Raw genomic sequence first — 15,150 nt, 5'->3', positions numbered from 1 at the left:
AGTGGCGGGACGCGGACGGTTGCGCGTCCTGCTGGGCGCGGCTCCCGGCGTGGGCAAGACGTACGCGATGCTCGAGGAGGGTCGGCGCCTGGCAGGCGAGGGCTCGGACGTCGTCATCGCGGTCGTCGAGACCCACGGCCGGGCCGCGACCCTGCGTATGACCGACGGACTCGAGGAAGTGCCGCGCCGAGAGATCACCCATCGGGGTGTCACGCTCACCGAGATGGACCTCGACGCCGTGATCGCACGGCATCCGGGTGTCGCCCTCGTCGACGAACTCGCCCATACCAACGCGCCGGGTTCGGCGAACGAGAAGCGCTGGCAGGATGTGCGGCAGCTGCTGGATGCCGGGATCTCCGTCATCTCGACCGTCAACATCCAGCACATCGAGTCCCTCAACGACGTCGTCCACCAGATCACCGGGGCGCCCCAGCGCGAGACGGTCCCCGATGAGGTCCTGCGCACGGCGGACCAGGTCGAGGTCATCGACCTGGCACCGCAGGCCCTCCGGGACCGTCTCGCCGGCGGGCTCGTGTACCCGGCCGAACGGGTGGATGCCGCCCTGTCGAACTATTTCCGGCTCGGCAACCTCACGGCGCTGCGCGAACTCGCCCTCCTGTGGCTGGCGGACGAGGTCGATCAGGCCCTCACGTCCTACCGCGCCGAGCACGGCATCGACAGCAGGTGGGAGGCGCGCGAGCGGGTCGTCGTCACCCTGACGGGTGGGCCCGAGGGTGAGACCCTGCTGCGGCGCGGGGCCCGTATCGCCGCCCGCTCGGCCGGTGGTCAGCTCCTCGCCGTCCACGTCACGAGCAACGACGGATTGCGCGGCGGAGATCCCGGAGCGCTCTCGGAGCAGCGGACGCTCGTCGAGAAGCTCGGCGGCACGTTCCACCAGGTCGTCGGCGATGACGTGCCGACGGCGCTCGTCGAGTTCGCCCGGTCGGTGAACGCGACGCAGCTCGTCCTCGGCGTGAGCCGTCGCAGCAGGCTCGCCGCGGTCTTCGCCGGTCCCGGCATCGGCGCCACCGTCATCCGCGAATCCGGCGACATCGACGTCCACATCGTCACCCACTCCGCCGCGGGCGGCAGGTTCGCGTTGCCGCGGCTGGGCGGTGCGCTCTCGATGAAGCGCCGGCTCGCGGGGTTCGCGGTCGCCTTCCTCGGGGGGCCGCTCCTCACGTGGCTGCTGTTCGTCACCCGCACGGACGAGTCGATCACGAGCGACGTGCTGAGCTACCAGCTGCTGGTCGTCGTCGTCGCGCTCGTCGGCGGCATCTGGCCGGCCCTCTGGGCGGCGCTGCTCAGCGGGATCACGCTGGACTTCTTCTTCGTCGAGCCGCTGTTCACCGTCCATGTGCACGAGCCGCAGCATCTGTTGGCCCTCTCCCTCTACGTCGTCATCGCGATCCTCGTCAGCGTCGTCGTCGACCGCGCCGCCCGCCAGACGCGAGCGGCCCGACGGGCGGCGGCGGAGTCCGAGCTCCTCCAGACCGTGGCAGGAAGCGTGCTCCGCGGTGCGGGCGCCGTCGAGGCCCTCGTCGAACGCACCCGCGAGGCGTTCCGTCTCGCGGGCGTGCGTCTCGTCGCGGGCACGACCTCGAGCGGGGGGACGTCCGGTGACGAGACGATCCTGGCGGCCAGCGGCGAGCCCCTCCGCGGCGGCCGGTTCACCGCCGTACCGGTGGGGGAGCGCGCCGTCCTCGAGCTCCACGGTCACGACCTGCGGGCGTCGGAACGCCGCCTCCTGTCGGCCATCGTCGCCCAGATGGATGCCGCCCTGCAGCAGCAGGACCTCGCCGAGGTCGCGAGCGGGCTCGCTCCCCTCGAGGCATCCGATCGGGTCCGCAGCGCACTCCTGTCGGCCCTCAGTCACGACCTCCGCCGCCCGCTCGCCGCGGCGACGGCTGCCGTGGGCGGGCTCCGCAACGGCACCTACAGCGAGGGTGATCGGAACGAGCTGCTGCAGACGGCCGACGAGTCGCTCGGCATGCTGGCCGCGCTCGTCACCGACCTCCTCGACGTCAGCCGGCTGCAGGCCGGGGCCCTCGCGGTCTCCCTCCTCACGATCGACCCGGCGGACGTCATCCTCCCTGCCCTCGAAGAGCTCGGTGCCGGACCGGCATCCGTCGACATCCACCTCGAGCCGGATGTCGAGCTCCGAGCCGACCCCGTCCTGCTGCAGCGCGTGGTGGTCAACCTGCTCGCGAACGCGCTGCGCCATTCGCCCGAGGGGCGCAAGGTGCGCGTCGCGACGAGCAGTTTCGGTGCGGTTGCCGAGATCCGGATCATCGACCACGGACCGGGGATCCCCGCCGAGCGCCGCGACGACGTGTTCGTGCCGTTCCAGCGGCTCGGCGACACCGACAACAGCACCGGTCTCGGTCTCGGCCTCGCGCTGTCGAAGGGATTCGTCGAAGGCATGGGCGGTGCTCTCACCCCCGAGGACACCCCCGGCGGCGGGCTGACGATGGTCGTGTCGCTGCCGGTCGCCGACGAGGAGGCATCCGCATGAAGATCCTCATCGCCGATGACGATCCGCAGATCGTCCGAGCGCTCCGCATCACCCTGTCGGCGCGCGGATACGAGGTGTTCACCGCCGCCGACGGCGCGCAGGCCATCTCGGCGGCCGTCGATCACCACCCCGACATCTTCCTGCTCGACCTCGGGATGCCGGAGCTCGACGGCATCGAGGTGATCCACGCGATCCGCGGCTGGTCCGATGCGCCCATCCTCGTCGTGTCGGGACGCACGGGCGCGGCCGACAAGGTCGACGCGCTCGACGCCGGTGCGGACGACTACGTCACGAAGCCGTTCTCGATCGACGAGCTCCTGGCGCGCATCCGGGCCCTGACCCGTCGCGCCCCCCAGCAGGAGCCCGATCCGGTGACGGAGTTCGGATCGATCTCCGTCGACCTGGCGGCGCGCAGCGTCATGAAGACCACCGGTGGTCAGACCGAGCGCGTGCGGCTCACCCCGACCGAATGGCAGCTGCTCGAAATCCTGCTGCGCAACCCCGGCAAGCTCGTCACCCGCCAGACGATCCTGACCTCGATCTGGGGGAGCGAGCACGTGAGCGACACGGGGTACCTGCGCCTGTACGTGTCGCAGCTGCGCCGCAAGCTCGAGGAGGATCCGGCGCATCCGCGTCACATCCTCACCGAGGCGGGCATGGGGTATCGCTTCGAGCTCGGCGGGTCCGCCGAGGGCTGACACGTCGGCGCGGGCGGCGCAACCCCCTCCCTCCTCGCGTCCCCGGCGACCAGGCTCGCCCGGAACCTGAGGAGGACCGATGAAGGCGATGACCTATCGCGGACCGTACAAGATCCGCGTCGACCGCAAGCCCGATCCCGTGATCGCGCACCCGAACGACGCCATCGTGCGCGTCGAACTGGCGTCGATCTGTGGTTCCGACCTGCACCTGTACCACGGCATGATGCCCGACACGCGGATCGGGCACACCTTCGGGCACGAGTTCATCGGCCGGGTGGAGGAGGTCGGGTCGTCGGTACAGAACCTGAAGCCGGGCGACCGGGTCATGGTTCCTTTCAACATCTACTGCGGCTCGTGCTTCTTCTGTGCGCGCGGGCTGTATTCGAACTGCCACAACGTCAACGCGAACGCCACGGCGATCGGTGGCATCTACGGCTACTCGCACTCGACCGGCGGATTCGACGGCGGTCAGGCCGAGCTCGTCCGGGTGCCCTTCGCCGACGTCGGCCCCCAGGTGATCCCCGATGACATCGCCTCCGAGGATGCGCTCCTGCTGACCGACGCCTTCTCGACCGGCTACTTCGGTTCGCAGCTCGCCGACATCGTCGAGGGCGACACCGTCGTGGTGCTGGGTGCGGGACCCGTCGGCCTCGCCGCCGCTCGCTCGTGCTGGCTGATGGGAGCCGGACGCGTCATCGTCGTCGACCACCTCGACTACCGCCTCGAGAAGGCGCGCGCCTTCGCGTTCGCCGAGACCGTGCACTTCGGTCAGGTCGATGACATCGTCCTGACCCTCAAGAAGATGACCGACGGACTCGGCGCCGACTCGGTCATCGATGCCGTGGGCGCCGAGGCCGACGGGCACGTCGTGCAGCACGTGACCGCCGCCAAGCTGAAACTGCAGGGCGGTTCTCCCATCGCCCTCAACTGGGCGATCGACGCCGTCCGCAAGGGCGGCACCATCTCGGTGATGGGTGCGTACGGCCCGCTGTTCAGCGCCGTCAAGGTCGGCGACGCCATGAACAAGGGGCTCACCATCCGTGCCAACCAGGCGCCGGTCAAGCGTCAGTGGCCGCGGTTGCTCGAACACATCCGAGCGGGACGCATCGCTCCTCGCGAGTTGATCACCCACCGCTTCGACCTCGACGACATCGCCGAGGGCTACCACGTGTTCTCATCCAAGCTCGACGGCATCGTCAAGCCCGTCATCACGTTCGGCGCCTGACCCGCATCCGAGGAGGAATCATGCCGTACACCGCAGACAAGCCCGGCCAGACCCCCGATCCCGACGACCTGCGTCGCCGCATCCCGGGGTGGGGTGCAGATCTCGACCCGGCGGATCGTCCCGCGTTCCCCCGCGAGCAACCCGGGATCGACACCGGTGCGCACTGGCGCGTCCCCGAGCAACAGCCGCACGGCGCCGGTCGCGAGCGATCGCTCGAGCACGAACGCCTCACGCCCGTGTTCGGCACCGCGCAGCCCCTCCATGGGCTCTCGGGCCTCATCCGGCGGGTCGCCTATGCGCACTACAGCGAGGGGCAGACTCCGCACTGGATGCTGCTGATCCTGGGAGACCGCGTGGAGTCGGCCGGCGCGCACGTGAGGTCGCTGTTCTCGCGGCGTCCCGACGATCCGGTGACACAGTCGGGGGTGTTCGGCGAACGCGGACGGCATCCGATCGCGTCGAGGTTCGGGCGAGGCCGCGTCGACGTGAAGCATGCCTGGCTCGACCCCGTCCTGGTCGTGGGGCCGTGGGTCGCGGCGGCCGTGGTCGTGTTCCGGATCGCGCGCGCGGCGGCCGTCCCGGCATCCCGTCGCTGACGCGACGCCTCGCTCCTCGGCATCCCTCACCGGGTCGGGTGCGGCTTCGGCCCCAGCGGATCTCCACCGGCGCGGGTTAGCGTGATGCGGGCAGTCGACCGGGGGAGGACGCAGATGGCGGCACGTCGCAAGGCTCCGGCTGCGCGCGCGCGACGACGTTCCGCAGCGCTCGCCGTCGGGCTGGGCGTCGCCCCTGCGGCGGTCGTGGTGCTCCTCGCCGCTTGCCTGCCCACCACGCCCCCGCAGGCCGCCGAGCCCGCTGAGCCGCCCCTGCCGCCCGTTTCGTCCCGCTGGGCGGTGGCACCCCCGCCTGCTGTCGCTGTGGCCGGGGCGAACCCCTCACGGGCTGCCGCCGTCGATCTCGTCGACGGAGCGTGGGCCGACGAGGTGGCGGCGGCCACCGGCATCCCGCGTCGTGCGGTCATCGCCTACGCGGCGGCCGACCTGACCGTCGCGCACGAGCAGCCATCGTGCGACATCGCCTGGAACACCCTCGCGGGGATCGGCTGGGTGGAGTCCCGGCACGGTTCCTACGGCGGGGCGACGCTGACCAAGCGCGGCCTCGTCGCGCCTCGTATTCTCGGGCCGCGGCTCACTGGTGACGGCGTCGCTGCGATCGAGGACACCGACGGCGGCGCTCTCGACGGCGACGACCAGTGGGACCGTGCCGTCGGCCCGCTGCAGTTCATCCCCGAGACGTGGCGGCGCTGGGGCGCGGACGGCGACGCGGACGGCGTCCGCGACCCCAACAACATCGACGACGCGGCTCTTGCCGCTGCCCGGTATCTGTGCCGGTCCGGCCCGCTCGGCACCGAGAGGGCCTGGCGGGATGCCGTCTTCACCTACAACCCGCTGACGCGATATATCAACGATGTCGCCACCCGCGCCAACGAGTACGCGCAACGCGTCGAGCTGGGCTGACGCGTCGGGCGCTGGCGAACTCAGTCGCCGGTGCGGTTGAGCGATCGACTGGAATCGGCCGAGTCGGGGTCCACCCCGGGCTCGATCTGTTCGATGGGAACCGGCTCGTCGTTGCGGGCCGCCTTGGATACGGCCTCGATGGGGTCCTCGTCCGGCAGATTCCCGCCGGGGAGCAAGGAATCGGACTCGGGGGTGGCCTCGTGCTCGGTCATGGGTGCTCCTCTCGTTCGTGTCAACGTAGGGCGCGGATGCCATCGAGCCGGGGGCCTTGCAAAGGTCGGGCCCCGGCGATAAGCCCGATCGCCGGGGCCCCTCATAAGCGTGGGAAAGGATCGGTGACCCGAACACCTCTCGTCTCGACCATCCGCCTACTTACCTTGCGGTGATCACGGTAATCGGGGTGCCGGTTCCGGAAGGGGGGCATTGACGCGCGAGGCGTCGTTCTGCTACCCGCTCCGGCTAACTTGGGGTCCTCTCGGTGTCAAGCCCCTCACCCGTCCGACGAGCGCGAGTGAGGGTGAGGGGCGAGTGAAGACCTCACCCCCGGCGATCAGCGACGATCGCGGACACCACACCTCGGAGGTGCGCCATGAGTGCCGATCCCGTCCATCAGCTGATCCTGCAACCCTTGTCGCCGACGGCATGGCGCCTCTGCGACTCCCGCGTCGACAGCTCCGACGCCGCCAGCGTCATCGCCTACGTCGAGGCGGCGGACCCCGCCGGGTTCGACGTGACGTGGGTCCACGGCGGCTCGGGGAGCGCGTGGTTCGCGGACATGGACCAGCTTCTGATCGGTGCAGCCCGACACGTCGCCGCCTGCGCTCCGCGCCGCGCCAAGCCGAAGCCGATCGCGCACCGCCCGCCCCTGGCGGCGCTCTAAACGGCGGCACCCGAACATGTCAAGGACGTGACACGCGCGACGCCACGACAGATGGTGGATATCGAGACCGATTGCAGCCGAGGAGAACCGATGGGACGCATCGACATCTCGTACGGCGGGCAGTGGTACAGCGTCGCGAACCGGACGCTCGACGACGTCCATCGCGAGATCCAAGAGGGCGCCCGCGACGGCCAGCACTGGCTGGCCGTCAATGACGGCGTCGGAAGCGCGAGCCCCGCCTACCTCTTCATCACGCCGGGTGTCCCCATCGCGCTGATCCCGGTGCCCGAACCACGGGACCCTCCCACCGAAGCCGTCGCGGCGGCGTACGACGATTTCGAGGTCGAGGGGTTCTCCCCGAAGTGGCGCGGGCCCACGATCCATCCGGAGCGCTCACCGCATTCCTGAGACCTATCCGGGTCGTCGCGCCCGGTCAAGGGGATGACCGCGCCCGCGAAGACGAGCACACTGACGCCATGAGTGATGCACAGGATGCCGGCCGCGCCGGCGACGCCGTACAGGCAGAGCCCGCCATGTCGGTGAACCCCGCGGATGCCGGGCAGAAGCTCGACGGCATCATCGCCCAGACCCGAGCCGACCTGCAGGGACACGACGGCGTCGATCCGCGGAACGTCCTCGACCAGCGGCTCACGGACGCCGGCCTGTCACTGTCCGACGACGAGATGGCCGCCGCGCTCGCTCGCATCGAGGAGTGAGCCGGGAGCGTGAGCTCCGGGGATATCACCGCCTCCCGGGCCGCGCAACCCGATGACCTCGTGGCCGCCTTCGTCCTAGCGTGGGAGGCATCCACGTTCCGCGACAGAAGGGGAGCCGTCCCATGACGACCACTCAGACGAAGCCCGCCACCCGCAACAAGCGCCGCCCCGGCAAGTCGGGCGCACAGCTGACCGAAGAGCAGAACGCCGAGCGCGGGTTCACCGCCTCCCAGAAGCTCAGCGACAACCTGCAGGCCGTTCTCGTCGACCTCCTCGAGCTGTCGATCCAGGGCAAGCAGGCGCACTGGAACGTCGTCGGGAAGAACTTCCGCGACACGCACCTCCAGCTCGACGAGATCATCGACGCCGCGCGGGAGTTCAGCGACACGATTGCGGAGCGCATGCGCGCCCTGCACGCCGTTCCCGACGGCCGAAGCGACACGGTGGCCGAGACCACGACGCTTCCCGAGTTCCCGCACGGCGAGGTCCTGACCTCCGACGTCATCGACCTCGTCACCGAGCGCCTCGAGGCCGTCATCGGCACCTGCCGCGACGTCCACGACGACGTCGACGACGAGGACCCGACGAGCGCCGACATCCTCCACAGTATCCTCGAGAGCCTCGAGCAGTTCGCGTGGATGATCAGCGCCGAGAACCGTTCGCCCCGGTGACCGCCCGGTGGGGAAGTTCATCTACGACGGCACGCTGAAGGTCGACTTCGACGACCGTGCGCTGGCCCACCTCCAGGTGGTCATCATGTCGAAGCTCCGTCGCGGCGAGTCCTTCCACTTCACGTGGAAGGACGACGCCGCGATCGGGGACGGCCGCACCAGCATCTGGCTGCACCCGCGGTGCACGCTCGTCTTCAAGTTCTACAGAGGTCAGCGCGCGCCGCTGAACCTCGCTTGGGTGGACGCGCTCGCCGCCGTCGCGAACTCCCCGTCCGGTCTGTACATCGTCCCGGAACCCGCAGAGGCGGAACAGGAGAGCGTGGCATGGTGAAGCGCATCGACGTGCACTACGGGGGGACGCTGTACAGCATCGGCGAGGAGTCCTTCGAGACCTTCTCGGCGCAGGTGGCTGCGGCGCTCGACGCGGGCCACGGATGGATCGTGGTGAACGACGGCGAGGGCGCTCCTCGTCCGGCTCACCTGCTCATCTCGCCCGGCGTCCCCATCGCTCTCATCCCGATCCCGGACGAGTCCGAGCCCGAGGCCGCCGCCGAGGGGCACTTCACTCCGTGACGTCGGGCCCGCTGTCCTCATCGAACATCCGCGCCGGCAGCTGGATCCCACCCGAGGAATTGGCGGATGCCGCGAGCTCCTCGATCCATTCGCGGTTCAGCGTCGGCGGTTCCGCGTGGTCGAAGACGAACCTGAGCGGGATCGCGGGATGCAACCAGATCGTCGTCCGCCCTCGCGGGGAATCGTCCGGATGCTGCCACGACACGGTGAAGCTCTCCGAACGGCGGAGCTTGGTCGCGACCACCACCTTGAGGTGAGCGAGTGCGCGGTCCTCGATGCGGATGGGCATCGCCGAGCCGCCGTAGTAGATCAGGCCCATGGGGACACCATAATGGGGAGACGTCGTTTCGATACCGAGATGACACGACGAGGGGGCTGCCGTGGGCAAGTTCATCTATGAGGACTCCATCAAGGTGGACTTCGAGGACCGCACGCTGGCACACCTGCAGCAGGTGATCGGCAACAAACTCCGTCGTGGCGAGTCCTTCCACTTCACGTGGCGCGACGACAAGAGCATCGGCGAGGGACGGACCTCCGTGTGGCTTCACCCGCACGCATCCCTGGTCTTCAAGTACTACGGAAGCCGACAGTCGCGCATCAACCGCGCGTGGTCGGAGGCCCTCATGTACGCGGCGAACTCGCCGGCGGGTCTGCACCTGGTTCCGGAGCCTGCCGATGCGGGCGAGGGCGACCCCAGCGCCTGACGCGAGTGTCCCCGCGTCGCCGCCCGTAACGAAACATGCCGCCCCGTCGACGCCGTGGGGGGAACGGCGGAGGGGCGGCACGAGTTCGTGTGCTCGGACAGCGGTCAGACCAACAGCGGAGGGGTTCCGAAGCGCTCGGTGAAATCGGCGGCGAGGGCGTCCTCGTAGGCGTCGGCCTCGTCGCTGAGGTCGGGGTGACTCACGCGGCGACCACCGGTCGACGCGCCTCGGTGCGTGCGGCACCGATCTCGGGGATGTCCAGATCTGCGTCGAGGACGAGGCCGCCGTTCGACGTGGCCTGGTCAGCCATCTCCCGCAGCGTGGCGGGGTTCAGCGCGACAGCAGCCGACTGGTCGTAGACGAAGCGCAGCGGGATCGCCGGCTGGAACCAGAGGGTCGTGCGGCCCTCGCCGTTGTCGCCGGTTCCCTTCCAGGACACGACAAAGCTCTCGCTCCGCCGCAGCTTGGTCGTCGCGATCGCGGCGAGGTGGGCGAGGATGCGGTCGGGCATGACGATGGGGGATTCGACGTTCCCGTAGTAGAGGCTTCCCATGACGTTCTCCTGGTGGGTTCGGGGTGCTGTGGTCAGTGGTGTGCGGGCTGCGCCGTTGTGCGGTGCGCTCGCGGGCGTGAAAGGGAGGTGATGAGAGGGACCCACCAGCCCGTGCGCTGCTCGGGGATGAGAGCGACACCGATCGAGGCGAAGGGCGCCGGGATGGGGTGTGCGGGTGAGGGTGTCATCTGTCCGTTCCTGAATTACTAGCTAAACAATAGATCTAGTGTATTTCACAACTCATGTCTATCATTGATTTCGAGAAGGACAATAACTGTCACAGATTCAGACATGTAAGGTGGTGAAGTCGATGGAGGTGCTCGACTCGTACGGCTCCGTGGACGTCAGCGAGAAGATCGCGACGTGGCACGAGGTCGAGGCGGGCTTCTGGGTCGGCAACACCGACGGGCGGTTCCTCGGAACCGTCGAGCAGAGCCCCGCAGGCTGGATCACCCGAGATCACGCCGGAGGGTTCGTCGGGAAGTATCCGGATGCGGCTGAGGCTCGGGCGGCGATCGGATGATGTTCGACACCCGTCACGAGCCGAGGAGTTGACATGCCTCAGTCCATCGTTCGACATGAGCACACGCACCTGTATGCCTCGCAGCCCCACACCGAGGCCGGACGCCTACTCAGTAGCGCCATCCTCGAGCTCCGCCATGCCGAGCAGGTCCAAGCGGACCGCTCGCAGCGGATCTCCGGACTCGGCGGGATCGACCTCGCCGCTCTTCGCTACCTCGTCCAGGCGCGACGGGAAGAGCGGGAGATCAGTCCCAAGGACCTGATCGTCATGCTCGGTACCTCCAGTGCGACCGTCACGAACGTGATCGAGCGCCTGGTGGGCAAAGGGTATGTGACGCGCGAGCAGCACCCCACGGACCGACGTGCCCACTACCTGATGCCGTCGGAGTCGGCCAACGACCTCGTCGACGAGGTCTACGGTGCGCACCATGCGGCCGTGGTGTCGGTCATCGACAGCCTGGATGAAGGCGAAGCGAAGACCACCGCCGAGACGATCCGCCGGATCGCTGCCGCACTGGACGACCTCGCGCGACGTTCCTGATCCCGCGCGAGCCGCTCCCTCAGAGAGCGGTGTCAGGACCCAACCGGTGCCAGGTCCGGTTGTGATAGACGAGCGGTGCCTCGGAGTCGCGGGTGATGTTCGCCTGCACGGCGTGCGCGGCGATGACGGTCGAGCCCCCGGCATCCATCCGGTCGATGACGGCGCACCGGACCCACGCGCGAACCCCGTGATACACGGGCTCACCGGTGACCAGGCGTGACCAGGGCAGCTCCGCGAAGCGGTCGATCCCACTCGTCGCCCCCACCTCGGCGACCCGCAGGTCGTCGGCGTCCAGCAGGTGGACGACGATGGTCTCGGCGGCGGCCAGGACGGGAGCGGCCGACGACTGCGCCGACACCGAGAAGATCAGCAGCGGCGGGTCTGCGCTGACGGACGACACCGAGGTCGCCGTGAGCGCGACCGGTCCGTTCCCCGCATCAGCCGTGATGACGGCGACGCCGCCGGGATGCCCGCGGAAGACGGCTTTGAACTCCTCGGGCGAGAGCGACTCCGTGAATCCGGAGGCGGCCCGGTCGTTCGATGCGGCGTGAGCGGGAGACGTCATACAACGAACCTACGTTCGCGCGGGCGGGACGAGGGTCGTGTGTCCGAAGCTTTCGTTCTGTTGCGTCAGATGACGCCCGCCGCGGATGCCGGGCGTCCGCTACTCTGGTCGGGTGCTGACCCTTCGCTGTTGTCGTCTCTGACCGCCGGTTCCCCGGCGACATCCGCGACCCCACACAGCGACCGCACCTCTGCGAGTGCGGCATCCCGTCAGGAAGAACACGTGCGTTACGCCACCTCCATCGCCGATCTGGTCGGCAACACCCCGCTCGTCCGCTTGAACAAGGTCACCGAAGGCATCGAAGCCACGGTCCTCGCCAAGGTCGAGTACTTCAATCCGGGCAGCTCCGCCAAGGACCGCATCGCGCGGAACATCATCGACGCGGCGGAGCGCGACGGCCACCTCAAGCCCGGCGCCACGATCGTCGAGCCGACCAGTGGCAACACCGGGGTCGGCCTCGCCCTCATCGCCCAGCAGCGCGGGTACCGGATGATCTTCGTCGTCCCCGACAAGTTCGCGGGTGAGAAGGTCGCGGTCCTCAAGGCCTACGGCGCCGAGGTCGTCATGACCGCGACGAGCGTGCCGCCCGAGCACCCCGACTCGTACTACAGCGTGTCGGATCGGCTCGCGGCATCCATCCCCGGCGCGTTCAAGCCGAACCAGTTCGCCAACCTCAACGGACCGCGCGGACACTACGAGACGACCGGGCCCGAGATCTGGCGCGACACCGACGGAACCGTCACCCACTTCGTCGCGGGTGTCGGCACAGGCGGGACGATCAGCGGCACCGGACGGTTCCTCAAAGAGGCGTCGTCGGGGCGCGTCACCGTCGTGGGCGCCGATCCGGAGGGATCGATCTACTCCGGCGGCGACATCCACGGCTACCTCGTCGAAGGCGTCGGCGAGGACTTCATGCCCGCGACCTTCGACCCGACCGTCGTGGACGCCTACGAGCGGGTGAGCGATGCCGAGGCGTTCGCGATGACGCGTCGGCTGGCCCGCGAAGAAGGGCTCATGGTCGGCGGTTCGTCGGGCATGGCGGTGGTGGCGGCCCTCCGCGTCGCCCGCGACCTGCCCGCCGACGCCGTCCTGGTCGTGCTCCTGCCCGACCACGGCCGCGGCTACCTCAGCAAGATCTACGACGACGACTGGATGACCGCCCACGGCTTCTCCGTCGTCACCGACACCGAGACCACCGGGAGCCTCGCATGAGTGCACAGTCCTCCGCTCGCGGCTTCGCGAGCCTCGCCGTCCACGCCGGTCAGGAGCCCGACGAGGCGACCGGCGCCGTCATCCCTCCCGTCCACTTCTCGACCACCTACGCCCAGGACGGCATAGGCGGGCTCCGCGGCGGGTACGAGTACGGCCGCAGCGGCAACCCGACCCGCACCGCGCTGCAGACGCAGCTCGCCGCGATCGAGGGCGGCGCGCACGCGCTGTCGTTCGCATCGGGCCTCGCGGCCGAGGACGCGCTGCTCCGCGCGGTGCTGCGTCCGGGCGACGAGGTACTCCTCGGCAACGACGTGTACGGCGGGACCTTCCGCCTCATCTCCCGCGTGCTCGGCGACTGGGGCGTGACCCTTCGCGTCGTCGACATGAGCGACCTCGACGCCGTCCGCGCCGCCGTCGCCGAGAAGGCGCCCCGCATCCTCTGGGTCGAGACGCCGTCCAACCCGCTGCTGCGCATCACCGACATCGCCGGCCTCGCCGAGGTCGGACACTCCGTCGATGCGCTGGTCGTCGTCGACAACACCTTCGCGACGCCCGCACTGCAGCGCCCCCTCTCGCACGGCGCCGATGTCGTCGTGCACTCGACCACCAAGTACCTCGGCGGGCACTCCGACGTCGTCGGCGGTGCGCTCGTCATGAACGACGATGAGCTGGCCGAGAAGGTCGGCTTCATCCAGTTCGCCGTCGGAGCCGTGTCGGGCCCGCTCGACGCGTGGCTCACCACGCGCGGGATCAAGACGCTCGCGGTGCGCATGCAGCGGCACAGTGAGAACGGCATGGCCGTGGCATCCTTCCTCGACGGACACGACCGCGTCGCCCGGGTCTACTACCCGGGACTCGGGTCGCACCCGGGGCACGAGCTCGCGGCGCGGCAGATGTCCGGCTTCGGCGGCATCGTGTCGCTCGCCCTCGAATCGGGCGAGGCGGCGCGGCGCTTCGCCGAGTCGCTGCGGTTGTTCACGCTGGCCGAGTCGCTCGGCGGCGTCGAGTCGCTCGTGAACTACCCCGACGCGATGACGCACGCCTCGGTGCGCGGCACCGAGGCGGCCGTGCCGGTCGAGGTCGTCCGGCTGTCGGTCGGCATCGAGGACATCGACGACCTGCTCGCCGACATCCAGCAGGCGCTCGACGCCTGACGCCGGCGGCGCTGCGCGTGCCGAGTGCAGGGAGAACGGTGCGATCGGGCCCCATCCGGCATCCGATGCGCTGCTGAACCTGCATCCGGGCCGCGGCGCGGGCGATAGCGTGGCCGGATGACACACGCACGTTGGGCCATCCTCGGTGCCGGAGCGATCAGCGGCGACTTCGCCCACGCGCTCCCGGACTCGGAGCTCGGACGCCTCCACGCGGTCGGCGCGCGCGACGTGTCGCGTGCGGAGGAGTTCGCCGCGGCCCACGGCGCAGCCGTCGTCGGCACGTACGACGAGATCCTCGACCGCGACGACATCGACGCGGTGTACATCGGCACGGTCCACACGACGCACACCGAGCTCGTCCACCGCGCCCTCGCCGCGGGCAAGGCCGTCCTCTGCGAGAAGCCGCTCGGCGTCTCGCCGGCCGAGACGGATGCCGCGGTCCGCGCCGCGCGCGAGGCGGGACTCCCGCTCGTCGAGGCCTTCAAGTACCGCTTCGGTCCCTTCGCCGACCGCCTGCGGGAGATCGTCGGCGGCGGCGCGCTGGGCGACCTCGTCGAGATCGAGTCGTCGCTCGGCTTCGCCGCCGGCTCGCACACCGGCAGGCTGTTCGACCCCGCGACGGCGGGCGGCGCGATCCTCGACGTCGGCTGCTACCCGCTGTCGCTCGTCGTCGGTGTCGCGGCCTGGGCCGGCCACGACCTGTCGGGGCTGGCCGTGCAGGCGGCGGCGGGCACGATCGGCGAGACCGGCGTCGATGTGAGCGCGGCGGCATCCATCGATCTGGGCGGTGCGTCGGCGAACATCCGCACCGCGATCGTGCACGACCTGCCTCGGCTGACGCGCATCGTCGGGCGGGATGCGACGCTCGAGATCCCGAACGTGTGGGGGAGTCGCACCGACAGCACCGAGGCGGCGACCCTCATCCGCACCGACGGCACGCGCGAGGAGATCGAGGTGCCGACGGTGCAGCCGATGGCGGCCGAGGCGGATGCCACGATCCGTGCGCTCCGCGACGGGCGCACCGAGGCGCCCGAGGTGCCGTGGGACGAGACCCGCACCATCGCGCGGCTCCTGGCCGAGTGGCGCGCCGCCATCGGCTGAGCC

General features: G+C 69.7%; 21 protein-coding genes. 17 read left to right on the top strand and 4 right to left on the bottom strand.

The window, feature by feature from the left end:
- The first annotated feature begins 1 nt into the window (after position 1).
- From BLR68_RS13285 to BLR68_RS13265, 5 genes are all read left to right on the top strand, one after another.
- The gene (locus tag BLR68_RS13285; protein WP_018185554.1) at positions 2–2,515 is read left to right on the top strand and encodes a sensor histidine kinase; all 2,514 of its coding nucleotides are present in this window, start codon (positions 2–4) and stop codon (positions 2,513–2,515) included.
- Positions 2,512–3,213, top strand: a complete 702-nt coding sequence (locus BLR68_RS13280) for a response regulator (RefSeq protein WP_018185553.1) — start codon at positions 2,512–2,514, stop codon at positions 3,211–3,213. The genes BLR68_RS13285 and BLR68_RS13280 overlap by 4 nt, the downstream gene beginning before the upstream one ends.
- Before the next feature lie 79 nt (positions 3,214–3,292).
- Positions 3,293–4,438 carry a zinc-dependent alcohol dehydrogenase gene (locus BLR68_RS13275; protein WP_018185552.1) on the top strand — a complete coding sequence of 382 codons (1,146 nt, stop codon included), beginning with the start codon at positions 3,293–3,295 and terminating at the stop codon, positions 4,436–4,438.
- Between the two features lie 20 nt (positions 4,439–4,458).
- A complete protein-coding gene (locus tag BLR68_RS13270; protein ID WP_018185551.1) occupies positions 4,459–5,034 on the top strand; it encodes a hypothetical protein in 576 nt (191 codons plus the stop codon).
- 114 nt (positions 5,035–5,148) lie between these two features.
- Positions 5,149–5,955, top strand: a complete 807-nt coding sequence (locus tag BLR68_RS13265; protein WP_018185550.1) for a lytic transglycosylase domain-containing protein — start codon at positions 5,149–5,151, stop codon at positions 5,953–5,955.
- A 20-nt stretch (positions 5,956–5,975) separates the two neighbouring features.
- Here BLR68_RS13265 and BLR68_RS13260 read toward each other — a convergent pair whose 3' ends face one another.
- On the bottom strand, positions 5,976–6,167 hold the full coding sequence (locus BLR68_RS13260) for a hypothetical protein (RefSeq protein WP_018185549.1): 192 nt from the start codon (positions 6,165–6,167) through the stop codon (positions 5,976–5,978).
- A 377-nt stretch (positions 6,168–6,544) separates the two neighbouring features.
- Here BLR68_RS13260 and BLR68_RS13255 point away from each other — a divergent pair, with 377 nt between their 5' ends.
- From BLR68_RS13255 to BLR68_RS13230, 6 genes are all read left to right on the top strand, one after another.
- Entirely contained in the window at positions 6,545–6,835 is a 291-nt protein-coding gene (locus BLR68_RS13255; protein ID WP_018185548.1) for a hypothetical protein, read from the top strand.
- A gap of 90 nt (positions 6,836–6,925) precedes the next feature.
- Positions 6,926–7,243, top strand: coding sequence for a hypothetical protein (locus BLR68_RS13250; RefSeq protein ID WP_018185547.1), 318 nt, complete (start codon positions 6,926–6,928; stop codon positions 7,241–7,243).
- Between the two features lie 68 nt (positions 7,244–7,311).
- Positions 7,312–7,551 carry a hypothetical protein gene (locus BLR68_RS13245; protein ID WP_018185546.1) on the top strand — a complete coding sequence of 80 codons (240 nt, stop codon included), beginning with the start codon at positions 7,312–7,314 and terminating at the stop codon, positions 7,549–7,551.
- A 122-nt stretch (positions 7,552–7,673) separates the two neighbouring features.
- Entirely contained in the window at positions 7,674–8,222 is a 549-nt protein-coding gene (locus BLR68_RS13240) for a Dps family protein (RefSeq protein ID WP_018185545.1), read from the top strand.
- Positions 8,223–8,229: 7 nt separating this feature from the next.
- Complete coding sequence (locus BLR68_RS13235) at positions 8,230–8,553, top strand: DUF7882 family protein (RefSeq protein ID WP_018185544.1); 324 nt, start codon at positions 8,230–8,232, stop codon at positions 8,551–8,553.
- Complete coding sequence (locus tag BLR68_RS13230; protein WP_018185543.1) at positions 8,547–8,795, top strand: hypothetical protein; 249 nt, start codon at positions 8,547–8,549, stop codon at positions 8,793–8,795. The genes BLR68_RS13235 and BLR68_RS13230 overlap by 7 nt, the downstream gene beginning before the upstream one ends.
- Here BLR68_RS13230 and BLR68_RS13225 read toward each other — a convergent pair.
- On the bottom strand, positions 8,785–9,114 hold the full coding sequence (locus BLR68_RS13225; protein WP_018185542.1) for a DUF7882 family protein: 330 nt from the start codon (positions 9,112–9,114) through the stop codon (positions 8,785–8,787). The two genes, BLR68_RS13230 and BLR68_RS13225, sit on opposite strands and share 11 nt — an antisense overlap.
- 61 nt (positions 9,115–9,175) lie before the next feature.
- Here BLR68_RS13225 and BLR68_RS13220 point away from each other — a divergent pair, with 61 nt between their 5' ends.
- Positions 9,176–9,499, top strand: a complete 324-nt coding sequence (locus BLR68_RS13220) for a DUF7882 family protein (RefSeq protein WP_018185541.1) — start codon at positions 9,176–9,178, stop codon at positions 9,497–9,499.
- Between the two features lie 199 nt (positions 9,500–9,698).
- On the opposite strand, the gene BLR68_RS13215 is transcribed toward BLR68_RS13220, so the two are convergent.
- The gene (locus BLR68_RS13215) at positions 9,699–10,052 is read right to left on the bottom strand and encodes a DUF7882 family protein (RefSeq protein ID WP_018185539.1); all 354 of its coding nucleotides are present in this window, start codon (positions 10,050–10,052) and stop codon (positions 9,699–9,701) included.
- Positions 10,053–10,350: 298 nt separating this feature from the next.
- On the opposite strand from BLR68_RS13215, the gene BLR68_RS13210 reads away from it, so the two are divergent.
- Both BLR68_RS13210 and BLR68_RS13205 read left to right on the top strand, forming a co-directional pair.
- On the top strand, positions 10,351–10,575 hold the full coding sequence (locus BLR68_RS13210) for a ribonuclease H family protein (protein ID WP_018185538.1): 225 nt from the start codon (positions 10,351–10,353) through the stop codon (positions 10,573–10,575).
- Positions 10,576–10,608: 33 nt separating this feature from the next.
- Positions 10,609–11,115: a MarR family winged helix-turn-helix transcriptional regulator gene (locus BLR68_RS13205; protein WP_018185537.1), complete on the top strand. Its 507-nt coding sequence runs from the start codon at positions 10,609–10,611 to the stop codon at positions 11,113–11,115.
- A 19-nt stretch (positions 11,116–11,134) separates the two neighbouring features.
- Here the strand turns inward: BLR68_RS13205 and BLR68_RS13200 are convergent, their stop codons facing one another.
- Positions 11,135–11,680, bottom strand: a complete 546-nt coding sequence (locus tag BLR68_RS13200) for a flavin reductase family protein (protein WP_018185536.1) — start codon at positions 11,678–11,680, stop codon at positions 11,135–11,137.
- Positions 11,681–11,902: 222 nt separating this feature from the next.
- On the opposite strand from BLR68_RS13200, the gene BLR68_RS13195 reads away from it, so the two are divergent.
- From BLR68_RS13195 to BLR68_RS13185, 3 genes are all read left to right on the top strand, one after another.
- A complete protein-coding gene (locus tag BLR68_RS13195) occupies positions 11,903–12,892 on the top strand; it encodes a pyridoxal-phosphate dependent enzyme (protein ID WP_018185535.1) in 990 nt (329 codons plus the stop codon).
- The gene (locus BLR68_RS13190) at positions 12,889–14,046 is read left to right on the top strand and encodes a cystathionine gamma-synthase (protein WP_018185534.1); all 1,158 of its coding nucleotides are present in this window, start codon (positions 12,889–12,891) and stop codon (positions 14,044–14,046) included. Before BLR68_RS13195 ends, BLR68_RS13190 begins: the two co-directional genes overlap by 4 nt.
- 117 nt (positions 14,047–14,163) lie before the next feature.
- A complete protein-coding gene (locus BLR68_RS13185) occupies positions 14,164–15,147 on the top strand; it encodes a Gfo/Idh/MocA family protein (protein ID WP_018185533.1) in 984 nt (327 codons plus the stop codon).
- The last annotated feature ends 3 nt before the right edge of the window (positions 15,148–15,150 follow it).

The sequence above is a fragment of the Microbacterium sp. 77mftsu3.1 genome (assembly GCF_900100525.1).
GTDB classification, from domain to species: Bacteria; Actinomycetota; Actinomycetes; order Actinomycetales; family Microbacteriaceae; genus Microbacterium; species Microbacterium aquilitoris.
Note: the sequence above shows the minus strand (reverse complement) of the source record. Positions and strands in the feature narration are given on the sequence as shown.